The sequence below is a fragment of the Amycolatopsis sp. NPDC114504 genome, assembly GCF_055633595.1.
The window spans coordinates 1940321-1956940 of sequence record NZ_JBVKDU010000001.1 but is presented as its reverse complement, the minus strand read 5'-3'; the positions used below and the strand labels follow the sequence as shown (position 1 = coordinate 1956940).

Here is a 16620-nt window from a genome sequence, read left to right as displayed (position 1 = left end):
CCTGTCCGGTTTCGTGTCCGGAATAGGTATCTTCCGCGGCCTTACCGTGATATCCGCCACGCACTTTGCAAGTTGCAGAAAAACGAAGACGGCCGGTGCCTGTGCGCACCGGCCGTCTTCGGCGTTTCGGAGTGGTTACCGCTGGATGTCGGCGGACAGTTCCTTGAGCTTGGCCTCGTGCTCGCGGGCGTGGTGCCCGCAGAAGAGCAGTTCGCCACCCTTGAGGATGGCTCGTACCTGAGCTGCAGCTCCGCACCGGTCACAGCGGTCGGCGGCGGTCAGTTCGGGGCGGGTGAGCGTCGGCGTTGTCATGGGGGTCTCCCTCCGTCCCGGCACCGGTTGCCCGGTGCCATCGATCCAGCTACGCCCACTTCGGGACTGATGCCGGTGGCGGCGATCGCCTTCGGCTCCGCGGTGTTCGTGCTTCCACTCTTCCAGACGTTTCGCGGCTCGCAAGTGTTCCCGCGCCGGTGGGACCTGAGTCACGCCGATTTACCCCGGATGTCGTAGCGGCATCCCGCAATGCAGGAGACGAATACCCGGAGAGTTACGTTTTCCGTGGTCAGGCACCATGGGGTGGTGAGTACGGTGACTTCGCCCCGACGGGTTTCCCGGGTCCCCGCTCCGCTGTTGTTCGTTCTCAGCGGAATTTCGATGTACGCCGGAGCGGCCGTCGCGGTCGGCCTTTTCGGCCACGCGACGCCGGCGGGGGTGGCGTGGCTGCGCTGCCTCGGCGCGGCGGTGGTGCTCCTGGCCTGGCGCCGCCCCGGCCGCGCGGCCTGGCGCGGCCACCGGCTGGCGCTGGCGATCGCGTTCGGCGTCGTGACGGCGGGCATGAACGTGCTCTTCTACGAGGCGATCGCCCGGCTCCCGCTGGGGACGGTGGTGGCGATGGAGTTCATCGGCCCGGTCCTGGTGGCGGCGTTCGGCTCCCGCTCCCTGCGCGACGTGCTGGCGGTGGTCCTGGTGGCGTGCGGGGTGGTGGCGATCGCGGACGTCCAGCTGTCGGGGTCGGTCATGGGCGTTTTGTTCGCTTTGGGCGCAGCGGCGGCCTGGGCGGGCTACATCCTGCTGGGCAAGCGGGTGGCGTCATCGGACGGATCGGGCATCGACAGCCTGGCGATCGGCTTCGCGGCGGCGACGGTGGTGCTGTCCCCGCTGGCCGTCGGGACCGGGGAGGTGTGGTCTTCGCCACGGATGCTGCTGCTGGGGGTCGGGGTGGGGGTGCTGTCGACGGTGGTGCCGTATGCGCTCGACCAGGTGGTGCTGCGCCGGCTGGGGCAGGCCCGGTTCGCGGTGCTGCTGGCGCTGCTGCCGGTGACGGCCGGGGTGATGGGGTTCGTGGGGTTGGGTCAGGTGCCGTCGTGGCCCGAGGCGCTGGGGACGCTGGCTGTGGTGGGTGGGGTGGCGTTGCGGAGCCGGGATGAACCCGTGCGGCCTGCTCCGGAGCCGCCGGGGTGAGGGCTGGCGGCCTGGGCGCTGCCAGGCTGGGCGCTGGTGGGCCGGCGAGGCGCTGGACTGGGCGCTGCCAGGGTGGGCGCTGGCGGGTCGGCGAGGAGCCGGACTGGGGCGCTGCCAGGCTGACAGCGTCCCGGGCTGGGTGCCGCCGGCTGAGTGCCGCTGGGCTGACCGCTGCCTGGTTGGGCGCCGCCAGCCTGAGCGCGCCTGGCTGGGCGGTGCCGTCAGGTTGGCGAGGCGCCGAACCAAGTGCCGCCAGCTAAGTGCCGCCAGGCTGACCCGCCGCCGGGCTGACGGCTTGCCTGGCAGAGTGCCGCCAGCCTGAGCGCACAGGGCTGGGCGGCGTCCCCGGGCTGGGTGCCGCCGGGCTGCCGGGCCGCTCGCGGTCCTGCAGCCGGCCGGGCCGAGCGAGCCGCCGTCAGGCAGCGTCGCGAATGAGTCATTCGCGACTTTCGAGGTCCCGAATGCGTCATCCCCGATGTTCGGCCCACTCCGAACCGGCCGCGGCGCCTTCGCCGGGCCGCTTGTCCACAGGCCGGCCGTGATGTGGACAACCGAGCCACGGCGACCGCTTGCCGGGGCTTTTCGTCGGCCTCCGCCGATACGCTGGACAGGGGTCGTCCCCCAGGGAAGGGCGGGGCGTGTCCGGGGCCGGGCCGGCGACAAGACCGCCGACCGCCCGAGCGGCTGCAGCTGCCCCAGCAGGCCGCAGCTCCCCGCGTCGGGCGGCCGCTCCCCGCGTCGGGCGGCAGCTCCCGCGTCAGGCCGAGGGCAGGTGCTCGCCAGGCACCCGCCCGGCGGCCGTGATGGCTTCCGTCACCTCGGACCGCGATACTGAGCCGGAGGAGGCGGGTGCCATGACCAAGGCGGCGTCGGCCGCGGCGAAGGACTTCGCCGCCGCCGGGGTGGGTGGGGTCCACCTCGCCTGGGCGGACAACAACGGCATCCCGCGCTCGCGGATCGTTCCCGTCGGGGGGCTTGCCGAGGCCGCTACCCGGGGCGTCGGTGCCACCTCGTTGTTCGCCGTCTTCGACAGTCACGATGCCATCACCTATGGCCACACCGGCCTCGCCACGCCCTCCGGGGATGTCCGGCTCGTGCCCGTCGTCGAGCGGCTGCGGCGGCTCGCCGGGCAGCCCGCGCTCGCCTGGGCTCCCGTCCGGCAGCTCACGCGAGACGGCGATCCGTGGCCCTACTGCCAGCGCTCCGTCCTCGAAGCGCAGGTCGCCGAGGGCGCCAGGCGCGGCCTCGAGTTCCGGGCCGGCTACGAGCTCGAGTTCGCCGTCGCGCCCGCGGGCAGCACGGACGTCGTCGGCGCTCCCGGGCACCCCGGGCCCGCCTACAGCCCGCACGCCCTCGTCGGGCTCGACGGCTTCGTCGCCGCTCTCCTGCACGACTTCGCCGCCAACGGCCTGCGGATCGGCCAGCTGCACGCCGAGTACGGCGTCGCGCAGGTCGAGCTGTCGCTCGCCGCCACCGATCCCGTCTCCGCCGCCGACGACCAGCTGCTGGCCCGCCAGACCATCCACGCCGCCGCGCACGCGCACGGCCTCGTCGTCAGCTTCGCGCCGCTCATCGGGCTCGGCGCGGCCGGCAACGGCTGGCACCTGCACACCTCCGTCCGTCGCAAGGGCCGCAACCTCCTCGACGACGAAAGCGGCGTCCCCACCGGTGACGGCGCCGGCTACCTCGCCGGCCTGCTGCGCGACCTGGCGGCGCTGACCGCGATCACCGCGCCGAGCGTCCCGTCGACCCTGCGGCTGCGCCCCGGCTACTTCGCGGGCGCGTACGCGTTCTGGGGCGTCGAGAACCGGGAGGCGCCGCTGCGGTACGTCCCCGGCTCTCCGCTGCTGGGCGCCGACCACGCGAACGTCGAGCTCAAGACGTCGGACGCCTCCGCCAACCCCTACCTCGCCCTGGCCGTGGTGCTGGCCGCCGGGATGGCCGGCATCGAAGACTCCGCCGCGCTGCCCGAGCCGATCGCCGAGGACCCGGGCGGCTGGACGGAAGGCGAGCGGGAGACGCGCGGGGTGCGCCGGCTGCCGGCCGACACCGCCGGGCAGGACGCCGCACTCACGGCCTCGCCGCGCGTCGCCGGCGTGCTCGGTGACGACCTGCTCGGGGCCTTCCGGGCGTCCGACGCGGCGTGGGCGGCCGAGCGCACGGCCGACGAGATCGTCGCCGCGCACCTGTGGCGTTATTGAGGTCTGGGAGAATGACCCCATCGAATCCGGGAAACCGCTGAGGGGACCGATGTCTTCGGGGATCGACGGCGGGCAGCTCGACCTGTCCGGGGTGCGGTGGCTGCCGGGCGGGGCCCGGCTGGCCGCCCTCGCCCAGGCGGAGCTGCCCCAGAAGGACGGCCTGGCCGCCGCGTTCTGCGGGCTCGCGGCCCTGCGCGCGGCCGGGCTCGACGTGCCCGACCAGGACGCCGTCGCGATAGCCGCGGGGACGGTCCGCGGGCCGGTCGTGCGCCCGCCGGGCGAGGCGGGCCGCCCGGAGTTCCGCCTGCCCGTGCCGATGGTCGACGACCCGGCCGCGGCGGGGACGCGCGTTTCCGGGCTGGCGACGGCGATCGGCTCGCTCTCGGGCGGGGCCCTCGCGGCGGTACCGGTGACGGGGGAGTGGACCACCGAGACGCTGTTCGACCTGCTGGTCGGCCTGTGGGACGTGCCGCGCGTCGCGGTGATCGCCCGGATCGACGGCGCCGAGCTCGGCGCCCACGACACGCCGGAACGCGCGCTGCTCGACTACCTCGACACCGGCGTCCCTCCACTGTGGACGTCCCGCTGGCGGCCACCGGGCGGGCACTTCGTGCTCTTGGCGGGCATCCGGATCGGTGCCGAGGGCACGCTGCTGTCCGTTGTGGACACCTACCCGTCCTTCGGCGACGAGGGGATCCACGGCCAGCCCGTCGAATGGGTTGCCGCGGCGCTGGCCGGGCTGGGCGTGCTGGTGGTCGTCGACGCGGACCAGGTCGCCGTCACGCGCGAAGCGGCCCGCGTCGCCGGCCTCACTCCGTCGTTCTGGGACTGACTTCCTCTGCGTTCCCGGGCGCGAAGCGGGAGTGCCGCCGGCCGTAGGTGACGTAGATGACCAGGCCGAGCGCCAGCCACACGGCGAACCGGATCCAGGTGAGCACGTTGAGGTTGAGCATCAGGTAGAAGCACGCCAACGCGGCCACGATCGGCACCACCGGTGAGAACGGCACGGAGAACGGCCGGTCCAGGTCGGGCCGGCGGCGGCGCAGCACCGGCACCGCGACGGCCACGATGATCATCGCCGACAGCGCGCCGATGCTCACCATGTCGGCCAGCTCGGAGATCGGGATGAACGCGGCCAGCACGGCGATCAGCACGGCGCCGCCGATGGTCATCCGGTGCGGGGTGCCCCAGCGCGGGTGGGTCCGGCCGAGCGCCTTCGGCAGCAGGCCGTCGCGGCCCATGGCGAAGCCGATCCGGCCGATCGTGACCAGCTCGACCATCATCACCGACGTCAGCCCGGTCACCGCGCCGAGCGAGATGAGCGCGCCGACCCAGTGCTGGCCGACCTTGTCGAACGCGTCCGCCAGCGGCGCGCCGGTGTCGATGTCGGTGAACGGGATCATCCCGGTCAGCACGATCGAGACGCCGATGTAGAGCACCGCGCACACGGCCAGCGCGCCGAGGATGCCGACGCGGAGGTCCTTCTTCGGGTTCAGCGTCTCCTCGCCGAGGTTCGCGAGCGCTTCGAAACCGGTGTAGGCGAAGAAGACGATGGCGGCCGCGGTGACCATCCCGGCGATGCCGTAGACGGACTGCTCCAGGCCGAGCGCGGCCTGGACGATCGGCTGCTCCAGCACCGTGCTGCCGTTCGCGGGTGCCTGGGCCGGCGGGATGAACGGCGTCAGGTTCGCGCCCTTGACGAAGAACAGGCCGACCGCCAGCACCAGCACGCAGACGGCGACCTTCACGCAGACGAGCAGGTTGGTCAGCCAGGCCGACTCCTTGATGCCCAGCACGGCGACGACGGTCAGCACCGCGATGATCAGCACCGCCCCGACGTTCACCTTCGCGTCCTCGCCGAACCACTCCGGCGACAGCCCGAGCAGGTTGGCCAGGTAGCCGGACCAGCCGCGCGACACCACGGCGGCGCCGAGCGCGAACTCCAGCAGCAGGTCCCACCCGATGATCCAGGCGAACACCTCGCCGAGGGTCGCGAAGGCGTAGGTGTAGGCGCTGCCGGCCGTCGGGACGCTGGAGGCGAGCTCGGCGTAGCAGAGCGCCGCGAGCCCCGCGACGACCGCGCCGAGCACGAACGACAGCGTCACCGCGGGCCCGGCGTGCGTCTTCGCCTCGACGCCCGCGAGGGTGAAGATGCCGGTGCCGATGATGATCCCGACACCGAACCCCACCAGGTCGCGCCCGCGCAGCCGCCGCTTGAGCTCCCCGGAGTCCTGGCGCTTCAGGACGTCGTCCACGTTCAAGGTTCTCCGCACACCCATGGGGAGAAGTTAGAAGGTCACGGAGATTTCCGCAGAACGGTTCCGGGGTGACGTGACCCCGCGCGGATGGCGCGATCGGTCCCGCACCGGAATGCTGGGCCGGTGCCCGACGAGACCCCCACCCGCAGCCCCCTGCACCTGCTCGCCGACCGTTACGGCGTCGCCACCCGGTACGAGAACTCCGACCAGGTCTGGGTCGACGTCGAAGACGACGTCGTCGTCGCCGTTCTGGGGCAGTTCGGGGTCGACGCGACCAGTGACGACGCCATCGCCCGGGCCCTCGACGTGCGCGAAACCCCCGGCGGGCTGCCCCCGACGATCGTCGTGAAGGAAGGCAGCACCCGGAGCCTCGGCACCAACGCCGAGATCTTCCTCGAAGACGGGGGCCGGCGCGTCACCGCCGGCGATCTCCCGGCCGACCTGCCGCTCGGCTGGCACCGGATCGTCACCGCCGACCAGGACGTCGTGCTCGCCGTCGTGCCCGCGAAGCTGCCGGACGTCCCGCCCGCCTGGGGCTGGATGCTGCAGCTCTACGCCCTGCACTCGGCCGGCTCCTGGGGCATCGGCGACTACGCCGACCTCGCGACCTTCGCCGCCCGCTCGGCCTCGGAGCTGGACGCCGGTGTGCTGCTGGTCAACCCCGTGCAAGCCTTCAGCCCGGCCCACCCCGTCGAGCGGTCGCCCTACTCGCCCGCGAGCCGGCGCTTCGCCAACCCGATCTACCTGCGCGTCACCGCCACCGAGACCTACGCGCGGGCCGGCGCCGCGACGCAGGAGGCCGTGCAGTCCCTGGCCCCGGACCGCGACGGCGAACTGATCGACTACGACGCCGTCTGGACGGCCAAGCGCGCCGCGCTCGAGCTGCTGTGGCCGCACCGGGTCGAAGACCTGCCGAAAGACCGGGACCTCGAGGACTTCGCCCTCTTCTGCGCCCTCGCCGAGCAGCACGGCGCCGACTGGCGGGAGTGGCCGGCGCCACTCCGGGACCCCGGCGGACCCGAGGTCGAAAAAGCTCGCGAAGACCTCAAGGACCGCGTCGGCTTCCACACCTGGCTCCAGCACCTCTGCCGGGAGCAGCTGGAAACCGCCCGGAAAGCGGCGAAAGACGCCGGGATGACCGTCGGGATCGTGCACGACCTGCCCGTCGGCGTGCACCCCGGCGGGGCCGACACCTGGGCGGTGCGGGACGTCTTCGCGGCCGACGTCCGCGTCGGCGCGCCGCCGGACGCCTTCAACCAGCAGGGACAGGACTGGAACCTGCCGCCGTGGCGGCCGGACAAGCTCGCCGAGGCCGGGTACGCGCCGTTCCGGGACGTCATCCGCGGCGTCCTGCGCTACGCCGACGGCATCCGGGTCGACCACATCGCCGGGCTCTGGCGGCTCTGGTGGATCCCGCCGGGCGAGCCCGCGCACCGCGGCACCTACGTCCACTACGACGCCGAAGCCATGGTCGGCGTGCTCGCGCTCGAGGCGCACCGGGCCGGCGCGGTGGTCGTGGGGGAGGACCTCGGCACCGTCGAGGACACCGTCACCGAGACCATGCACGAGCGCGGCATGCTCAGCTCGGCCGTCCTGTGGTTCGAACGCGACTGGGACGCGCCGGGCAAGCCGTTCACGCGTCCGTCGAGCTGGGACCCGGAGGCCATGGCCAGCATCTCCACCCACGACCTGCCGACGGTCTCCGGCTGGCTGAAGGGCGAGCACGTCCGGGTCCGGGCCGAGCTGGGGCTGCTGGACCGGGGCGTCGAAGCGGAGGAAGAGGCGGCCGCCGCCGAACGTGAAGCTTTGTTCGAACTCGTTGCGCGCGAAGGGATTCCGGCCGGCGACCCGGTCGTCGCCCTGCACACGCTGCTCGCCGAAGCCGCGTCACGCCTGGTGCTGACCTCGCCGGCGGACGTGGCGGGCCAAGTGCGGCAGCCGAATCTGCCCGGGACCGTCGACCAGTACCCTAACTGGCGGATCCCCCTTCCCGTCAGTGTCGACGGCTTCTTCACCGCGAAGGGGGTGCGCGCCGCGATCGCGCCGCTGGCGGCGGCGCGTCCCTTGCCCCGGTAACGGGTACCCCACGGCACGCGATTCCCGTCCGTCAGCACGGACACCCGGCACAACCTGCGAAAGCTCGAGGAGAACCCAGTGCGGCCCTGGCCCGGAACGCCCTACCCGCTCGGCGCCACCTATGACGGAGTCGGGACGAACTTCGCCCTGTTCTCCGAGGTGGCGGAGCGGGTCGAACTGTGCCTCTTCGACGACGACGGCAACGAAACGCGGTACGCCCTGGAAGAGGTGGACGGCTTCGTCCACCACGGCTACCTGCTCAACGTCCAGCCCGGCCAGCGCTACGGGTTCCGGGTGCACGGCCCGTACGACCCGGCCCGCGGCCTGCGCTGCAACCCGAACAAGCTGCTCATCGACCCGTACGCGAAGGCCGTTTCGCACGGCGTGAAGTGGGACGAGTCGCTGTTCGGCTACCAGTTCGCCAACCCGGAGGAGCGCAACGACGACGACTCCGCCGGCCGGGTGCCCTACTCGCTGGTGGCGAACCCGTTCTTCGACTGGGGCAACGACCGCCAGCCGAAGCGGCCGTACAACGAAACGGTGATCTACGAGGCCCACGTCAAGGGCATGACCGTGAATCACCCGTTCGTGCCCGAGGCGCTGCGGGGCACCTACGCCGGCCTGGCGCACCCCGCCGTCGTCGAACACCTCCAGAAGCTCGGCGTGACGGCGGTGGAGCTGCTGCCGGTGCACCAGTTCGTCTCCGACCACGGGCTGGAGGAGAAGGGCCTCACGAACTACTGGGGCTACAACACGATCGGCTTCTTCGCGCCGCACGACTCCTACGCCGCGATGCCCGGTGAGGGCGGCCAGGTCCAGGAGTTCAAGGGCATGGTCAAGGCCTTCCACGAGGCCGGCATCGAAGTGATCCTCGACGTGGTTTACAACCACACCGCGGAGGGCAACCACCTCGGGCCGACCTTGTCGATGCGCGGCATCGACAACGAGGCCTACTACCGGCTGGTGGAGGGGGAGCCCGAGTACTACATGGACTACACCGGTACCGGGAACTCGATGAACGTGCGCAACCCGCACACGCTGCAGCTGATCATGGACTCGCTGCGGTACTGGGTGACCGAGATGCACGTCGACGGCTTCCGCTTCGACCTCGCCTCGGCGCTGGCGCGCGAGTTCTACGACGTCGACCGGCTGTCCACGTTCTTCGACCTCGTGCAGCAGGACCCGATTGTCAGCCAGGTCAAGCTGATCGCCGAGCCGTGGGACGTCGGCCCCGGTGGCTACCAGGTCGGCAACTTCCCTCCCCTGTGGACGGAGTGGAACGGGCAGTACCGCGACACCGTCCGCGACTTCTGGCGCGGGGAGCCCTCGACGCTCGGGGAGTTCGCGTCGCGGATCACCGGCTCGTCGGACCTCTACCAGGACGACGGCCGCCGCCCGTTCGCGTCGATCAACTTCGTCACCGCCCACGACGGCTTCACGCTGCGGGACCTGGTGTCCTACAACGAGAAGCACAACGAGGCCAACGGCGAGGACGGCCGCGACGGCGCCGACGACAACCGCTCGTGGAACTGCGGGGTGGAAGGCGAGACCGACGACCCGGAGGTGAACGAGCTGCGCATCCGCCAGCAGCGCAACATGCTCGCCACGATCCTCCTGTCGCAGGGTGTGCCGATGATCCTGCACGGCGACGAGATCGGCCGTACCCAGCAGGGCAACAACAACGTCTACTGCCAGGACTCCGAGATCGCCTGGATGGACTGGGAGCTGGCCAAGGAGAACGCCGGCCTGGTCCAGTTCGTCGGCGGGCTGACCGCGTTCCGGCACGGGCACCCGGTGTTCCGCCGCCGCCGCTTCTTCCAGGGCGGCCCGGTCGGCAAGGGCGAGAAGCTCGGCGACATCGCCTGGTTCACCCCGGCCGGCGAGGAGATGACCGAGCAGAACTGGGACGACGGCTTCGGCAAGGCGGTCGTCGTCTTCCTCAACGGCCAGGCGATCCCGGACCTCGACCCGCGCGGGATGCACGTCGAGGACGACTCGTTCCTGCTCGCGTTCAACGCGCACTACGAGGACATCGACGCCAAGCTGCCGGGCAACGGCTACGGCCAGGCCTGGACCGTCGTCATCGACACCGCGACGGGCGAGGTGGAGCCCCGCGACGCGAAGTCCATCGAAGGCGGCGGCCAGTTCACCCTGCCCGCCCGCTCCCTGATCGTGCTGCAGCGGACGGAGACGGAGTCCGAATGACGGTGCCGGAGTCGACCTACCGGGTGCAGCTGCGCCCGGAGTTCCCCTTCAGCGACGCCGCGGAGATCGCCGGCTACCTGCGTGACCTGGGCATCGGGGCGCTCTACGCGTCGCCGGTGCTGGACGCGGCGCCCGGCTCGACCCACGGCTACGACGTCGTCGACGCGACCCGCGCGCGGCCCGCGCTGGGCGGCGAGGAAGCCCGGCAGGCGCTCAGCGCGAAGCTGAAGGAGCTCGGGCTCGGCCTGGTCGTCGACATCGTGCCGAACCACATGTCGGTCGAGGTGCCGAAGGTCAACCGGTGGTGGTGGGACGTCCTGGCGCACGGCCGCGACTCGGAGTTCGCGTCCTTCTTCGACGTCGACTGGGACCGCGGCCCGCTGCTGCTGCCGGTGCTCGGGGACGATGACGCCGTCGCCGAGCTGACCGTCGACGGCGGCGAGCTCGCCTACTACGACCACCGTTTCCCGATCGCCCCCGGCACGGAAAGCGGGACGCCGCAAGAGATCCACGAGCGCCAGCACTACCGGCTGGTCGGCTGGCGCCGCGGCAACGCGGAGCTGACCTATCGGCGGTTCTTCGACATCACGAACCTGGCCGCGGTCCGCGTCGAGGACCCGACCGTGTTCGCCGAGACGCACGGGGAGGTCCTGCGCTGGGTCGCCGACGGCGACGTCACCGGCCTGCGCGTCGACCACCCGGACGGCCTCGCCGACCCGGGCGGCTACTTCCGGCGGCTGCGCGAGAACGCGCCGAACGCGTGGATCGTGGCCGAGAAGATTCTGCACCCGGGCGAGCCGCTGCCGCAGAGCTGGCCGGTCGACGGCACCACCGGCTACGACGCCCTGCGCGAGGTCGCCGGCGTCTTCGTCGACCCGGCCGCCGAGCCCGCCTTCACCGAGCTGGCCACGGAGCTGGGCGTGAAGACCGGCTACCACCGCGTCGAGGCCGAGGCCCGGCGCCTGGTCACCGACCACATCCTGGTCGCCGAGGTCCGGCGGATCGCCGCGCTGCTGCCCGACGTCGACCCGGAGCAGGCCCGGCAAGCCGTCGCCGAGACGATGGTCGCCTTCCCCGTCTACCGCTCGTACCTCCCCGAAGGCGCGGCGAACTGGGCGGCCGCGATCGCCGGGGCCCGGCAGGCCCGGCCGGACCTCGCCGACGCGCTGGTCCTCCTCGACGCCTACGTGACCAAGAACCCCGACAGCGAGCTGGCCACCCGCATCCAGCAGACGTCCGGCATGGTCGTGGCCAAGGGCACCGAGGACACGACGTTCTACCGCTACACCCGCTTCGCCGCGCTCAACGAGGTCGGCGGCAACCCGGACCGGTTCGGCCTCGGCGTCGAGGAGTTCCACCGCCTGGCGGCCGAACGCGAGGCCGGGCACCCGGCGTCGATGACGACGCTGACCACGCACGACACCAAGCGCTCGGAGGACACCCGCGCGCGGATGGCCGTCCTTGCCGAGGTGCCGGGCGAGTTCGCCGAGGCCGTCCGCCGGTGGACCGCGCGCCGCGGGATCGACGAGCCGTCGCTGAACCTGCTGGCCTGGCAGACGCTGGTTTCGACGTGGCCGATCGAGCCGGCCCGGCTGCGGGACTACCTCGACAAGGCGGCCAAGGAAGCCAAGCTCCGGACCAGCTGGACCAGCCACGACGAGGCGTTCGAGGCCGACGTCGCCGCCTGGCCCGACGACGTCATGGGCGACGCCGGACTGGCGTCGGACATCGAGGCGTTCGTCGGGCTCATCGAGAAGCCCGGTTACGCGAACTCCCTCGGCCAGAAGCTCGTGCAGCTGACCGCGCCCGGCGTCCCGGACGTCTACCAGGGCACCGAGCTGTGGGACTTCTCGCTGGTCGACCCGGACAACCGCCGCCCGGTCGACTACGCGGTCCGGCGCGAGATCCTGGCCCGCGTCCTCGACGGCGAGCTGCCGGACATCGACGCGTCGGGCGCGGCGAAGCTGCTCGTGGCGCACAAGGCGCTGCGGCTGCGCCGCGAACACCCGGCGCTGTTTCGCGGCTACCGGCCGCTGCGCGCCGAAGGGGTCGCGGCCGAGCACTGCCTTGCCTTCACCCGGAGCGCGGACCTGGCGGTCGCCGTGACCCGGCTGCCGGTCGGTCTCGAAGCCGCCGGCGGCTGGCGCGACACCGTGCTCCCGCTGCCGGCCGGCGTCTGGACCGACGTCCTGACCGGCCGCGAGGTCACCGGCGACCTGGCGGCCCTGTTCGAGCGGTACCCCGTGGCGTTGCTGGTGCGAGGAGACGCATGAGGTTCAGCGTGTGGGCCCCGGCGGCCCGCCGGGTCCGGGTGAGCGTCGACGCCGGCGTGCACGAGATGACCGCCGGCGACGGCGGCTGGTGGCACGCCGAGGCGGAGGGCATCAACTACGCCTTCCTGCTCGACGACTCCGGCGACCGCCTGCCGGACCCGCGGTCGCGGTGGCAGCCCCACGGCGTCCACCAGGAGTCGCGCGTCTACGACCACGGCGAGTTCGAGTGGACCGACGACGCCTGGCACGGCCGGCAGCTCCCCGGCGGGGTCGTCTACGAGCTGCACGTCGGCACGTTCACCGAGGGCGGCACCTTCGACGCGGCCATCGACCGGCTCGACCACCTCGTCGAGCTGGGCATCACCCACGTCGAGCTGCTGCCGGTCAACTCCTTCGACGGCACCGCCGGCTGGGGCTACGACGGCGTCCTCTGGGGCGCGGTCCACGAGCCCTACGGCGGCCCGGACGGCTTCAAGCGGTTCGTCGACGCGGCCCACGCGCGCGGCCTGGCCGTCGTGCTCGACGTCGTCTACAACCACCTCGGGCCGTCGGGGGCCTATCTCGACCGCTTCGGGCCGTACTTCGCCGGCCAGAACGACTGGGGTCCCGGCCTCAACCTCGACGGCGCCGGTTCGGACGAGGTCCGCCGGTACGTCGTGGACAACGCGCTGAGCTGGTTCCGCGACTTCCACGTCGACGCGCTGCGCCTGGACGCGGTGCACGCGCTGCTCGACCGGCGGGCCGTCCACCTGCTCGAACAGCTCGCGGTCGAGACCGAGGCGCTGTCGGCGGCGCTGAACCGGCCGCTGACGCTGATCGCCGAGTCCGACCTCAACGACCCGAAGCTCGTCACGCCCCGCGAGCGCGGCGGGTACGGCCTGCACGCCCAGTGGTCCGACGACTTCCACCACGCCCTGCACGTCCAGCTCACCGGCGAGGAGTCGGGCTACTACACGGACTTCGCCGCGGGAGACGCCGTCGAGCGGGTGCTGCGCGAGGTGTTCTTCCACGCCGGGACCTGGTCGTCGTTCCGCGAGCGGACCCACGGCCGTCCGGTCGACACCCGCACCGTGCCGGGCCACCGCTTCCTCGCCTACCTGCAGAACCACGACCAGATCGGCAACCGCGCGACCGGCGACCGGCTGTCCGCGACCGTGTCGCGCGACCGGCTGGCGTGCGGCGCGGCCATCCTGTTCTGCTCGCCGTTCACGCCGATGGTGTTCATGGGGGAGGAGTGGGCGGCGAGCACGCCGTGGCAGTTCTTCGCCTCCTTCCCGGACCCGGAGCTGGCCGAGGCGGTCCGCACGGGCCGCCGTCGCGAGTTCGCCCGGCACGGCTGGGGCGAGTCCGACGTGCCCGACCCGATGGACCCGGCGACGGTCGAGCGCTCCCGGCTCGACTGGGCCGAAGCGGACACGCCCGGCCACCGCGAGACCCTCGAGCTGTACCGGACGTTGATCCGGCTGCGCCGCGAGCGGCCCGAGCTGGCCGGCCCGTGGGTCGCCGACCTGCGGGTGGACACCGCGCCGGACGGCTCTTGGTTCTTGCTGCACCGCGGTGGGCTGCGGCTGGCCGTCAACTTCGGTCCCGGCCCGGTCACGCTCCCGCTGGCGGCCACCGCGACCCTGCTGACCTGGGCCGGGGCCACCGCGGACGGGAGTTCCGCGGTCCTGCCGCCGGAGAGTTTCGTCCTGGTCGAAACCCCGTAACCGGAAGTCACATCGCGCGCGATGTGACCCGGATCTGGGACGATTCAGGAATGGCCACACGACCCTCGACCCAGCACGTCCTCGCCGGACGCCCGTTCCCGCTCGGCGCCCACCCCGAGGCGGGCGGGGTCCGGTTCGCGATCACCTCCGCCGTCGCGGACGCGGTCGACCTGTGCCTGATCGACGCCGACGGGTCGGAGCGCCGGATCGCGCTCACCGAGCGCACGTTCGGCGTCTGGCACGGCCTGGTGCCCGGGGTGACGCCGGGGCAGCGGTACGGCTACCGGATCCACGGCCCGTACGACCCGGCCCGCGGCCTGCGCTGCAACCCGCACAAGCTGCTGCTCGACCCCTACGCCCGGCAGATCACCGGCGGGCTCACCGACCTGACCGCGGCGCAGGGCTTCACCGGCGACCCCGAGCGCGGGCCGATGTCCACAGTGGACTCCCTGGGCAGCGTGCCGCTGTCGGTCGTGTCGTCGCCGGGCGGGCCGGACACCGGCGTCAAGCCGGAGGTCCCGTTCGAGGAGGCGGTGATCTACGAGCTGCACGTCAAGGGGTTCACCCAGCAGCACCCGTTCATCCCGGAGGCGCTGCGCGGCACCTACCTCGGCCTGGCCCACCCGGTGGCCATCGAGTACCTGACCCGGCTCGGCGTCACGTCGGTGGAGCTGCTGCCGGTGCACACGTTCCTCGACGAGCCGTCGCTGGTCCGGGCCGGCCGGCACAACTACTGGGGGTACTCGCCGCTCGGCTTCTTCGCGCCGCACGCCGGCTACGCCAGCGAGCCCGGCCACGAGGTCGAGGAGTTCCGCCTGATGGTGGCCGCCCTGCACGCGGCCGGCATCGAGGTGATCATCGACGTCGTGTTCAACCACACCTGCGAGGGCGGCCCCGACGGGCCGACGCTGAGCTTCCGCGGGCTGAACGCGCCCGTGTACTACCTGCACACCGAGCGCGGCCACATGGCCGACATCACCGGCTGCGGCAACACCCTGGAGGCCGGCTCGCCGACCGTGGTCCGGCTGGTCACCGACTCGCTGCGGTACTGGACGCAGGAGCTGGGCGTCGACGGCTTCCGGTTCGACCTGGCCAGCACGCTCGGCCGGGCCCGCGGCGGCCCGTTCGACCCCGCGTCGACGCTGCTCACCGCGATCACCACCGACCCGGTGCTCTCGCGCTGCAAGCTCATCGCGGAGCCGTGGGACGCCACCGGCGAGGGCTACCGCGTCGGCGGCTTCGGCGCCCAGTGGGCGGAGTGGAACGGCCGCTACCGCGACACCGTGCGCGACTTCTGGCGCGGCGCGACCGGCGTCCGCGACCTCGCCTACCGGCTGTCCGGCTCGTCGGACCTCTACGACCACAACCTGCGCCGGCCGTGGCAGTCGATCAACTTCGTCACCGCCCACGACGGCTTCACGCTGCGGGACCTGGTGTCCTACAACGAAAAGCACAACGAGGCCAACGGCGAGGACAACCGCGACGGCACCAACGACAACCGCTCGTGGAACCACGGCGCCGAAGGGGACACGGCCGACGAGGGGATCCGCGGGCTGCGCGCGCGGCAGGTGCGGAACATGTTCGCCACGCTGCTGCTGTCCACCGGCACCCCGATGATCACCGCGGGCGACGAGTTCTGGCGGACCCAGGGCGGCAACAACAACGCGTACTGCCTCGACGACGAGACGTCCTGGCTGGACTGGACGCCGGGGGACCCCGAGGCGGAGGCCATGTTGACCTTCGCCCGCCGGGTCGTGCGGCTGCGGTCGATGAGCCCGGCGCTGCGGCAGCCGGAGTTCTTCGAAGGCCGGACGACACCGACCGGCAAGCCGGACCTGGTCTGGTTCCGCCCCGACGGCGAGGAGTTCGGCGAGACCGACTGGTTCGAGGACCGGCACACGCTCGGCATGTGGGTCGACGGCTCGAACAGCCAGGCCCGCAACCGCGACGGCGAGCTGGTGCCCGACCACTCGTGGCTGATGTGGCTGCACGCGGGCGACGAGCCGGCCGAGGTGACGCTGCCGGGCCGCGAGTACGGCGAGACGTTCAAGCCGACGCTCGACACGAGCACCTCCGACGGCAACCCGGCCAACCCGGGCACCCTCGAAGCCAAGAGTCGCGTGACGCTCCAGTCGCGTTCCCTGCTCCTGCTCCGCGCCCCCCGCCTGGCGGCGGACCCCGCCCCCGAACCCTACTGACGCGTACCCCACCGGACGACACACGCACCCAGCCGGACGACACGCGTATCTGGCCGGACGACACGACGTGGGGCCGGGCTCCGCCGCCGTGTCGTCCATCCGCGTGCGCGTGTCGTCCGGCGGAGTACGCGTGTCGTCCATTCGGGTACGGGTGTTCAGCGGCCGCGGCCGGCGGCCGGGCCCCGCGTGGACTTAACCTGCCGGACATCCGCCCGAAATTCGTTGCGGGGAAAGCGTTT

Annotated in this window: 10 protein-coding genes; 8 read left to right on the top strand and 2 right to left on the bottom strand. The window is 72.3% G+C overall.

What is annotated here, in order from left to right; translation table 11 throughout:
• Positions 1-135: 135 nt before the first annotated feature.
• Positions 136-312 carry a DUF7455 domain-containing protein gene (locus ACZ7PG_RS09075; RefSeq protein ID WP_284745229.1) on the bottom strand — a complete coding sequence of 59 codons (177 nt, stop codon included), beginning with the start codon at positions 310-312 and terminating at the stop codon, positions 136-138.
• Positions 313-654: 342 nt separating this feature from the next.
• On the opposite strand from ACZ7PG_RS09075, the gene ACZ7PG_RS09070 reads away from it, so the two are divergent.
• From ACZ7PG_RS09070 to ACZ7PG_RS09060, 3 genes are all read left to right on the top strand, one after another.
• The gene (locus tag ACZ7PG_RS09070) at positions 655-1461 is read left to right on the top strand and encodes an EamA family transporter (protein WP_470238530.1); all 807 of its coding nucleotides are present in this window, start codon (positions 655-657) and stop codon (positions 1459-1461) included.
• Between the two features lie 854 nt (positions 1462-2315).
• Positions 2316-3662, top strand: a complete 1347-nt coding sequence (locus ACZ7PG_RS09065) for a type I glutamate--ammonia ligase (RefSeq protein ID WP_470238529.1) — start codon at positions 2316-2318, stop codon at positions 3660-3662.
• Positions 3663-3711: 49 nt separating this feature from the next.
• Positions 3712-4494 (top strand): DUF6885 family protein, encoded by a 783-nt coding sequence (locus ACZ7PG_RS09060; RefSeq protein ID WP_470238528.1) that lies wholly within the window; start codon positions 3712-3714, stop codon positions 4492-4494.
• On the opposite strand, the gene ACZ7PG_RS09055 is transcribed toward ACZ7PG_RS09060, so the two are convergent.
• Entirely contained in the window at positions 4472-5917 is a 1446-nt protein-coding gene (locus ACZ7PG_RS09055) for an amino acid permease (protein WP_470239024.1), read from the bottom strand. The two genes, ACZ7PG_RS09060 and ACZ7PG_RS09055, sit on opposite strands and share 23 nt — an antisense overlap.
• A 126-nt stretch (positions 5918-6043) precedes the next feature.
• Here ACZ7PG_RS09055 and malQ point away from each other — a divergent pair, with 126 nt between their 5' ends.
• The 5 genes from malQ to glgX (ACZ7PG_RS09030) all read left to right on the top strand — a co-directional run bounded on the left by malQ (position 6044) and on the right by glgX (ACZ7PG_RS09030) (position 16381).
• A complete protein-coding gene (gene malQ / locus ACZ7PG_RS09050; protein WP_470238527.1) occupies positions 6044-7996 on the top strand; it encodes a 4-alpha-glucanotransferase in 1953 nt (650 codons plus the stop codon).
• Between the two features lie 78 nt (positions 7997-8074).
• Entirely contained in the window at positions 8075-10201 is a 2127-nt protein-coding gene (gene glgX / locus ACZ7PG_RS09045) for a glycogen debranching protein GlgX (protein ID WP_470238526.1), read from the top strand.
• Entirely contained in the window at positions 10198-12474 is a 2277-nt protein-coding gene (gene treY / locus ACZ7PG_RS09040) for a malto-oligosyltrehalose synthase (RefSeq protein ID WP_470238525.1), read from the top strand. Before glgX (ACZ7PG_RS09045) ends, treY begins: the two co-directional genes overlap by 4 nt.
• On the top strand, positions 12471-14183 hold the full coding sequence (gene treZ, locus ACZ7PG_RS09035; protein ID WP_470238524.1) for a malto-oligosyltrehalose trehalohydrolase: 1713 nt from the start codon (positions 12471-12473) through the stop codon (positions 14181-14183). Before treY ends, treZ begins: the two co-directional genes overlap by 4 nt.
• A 50-nt stretch (positions 14184-14233) precedes the next feature.
• Complete coding sequence (gene glgX, locus ACZ7PG_RS09030) at positions 14234-16381, top strand: glycogen debranching protein GlgX (protein ID WP_470238523.1); 2148 nt, start codon at positions 14234-14236, stop codon at positions 16379-16381.
• Positions 16382-16620 lie beyond the last annotated feature (239 nt).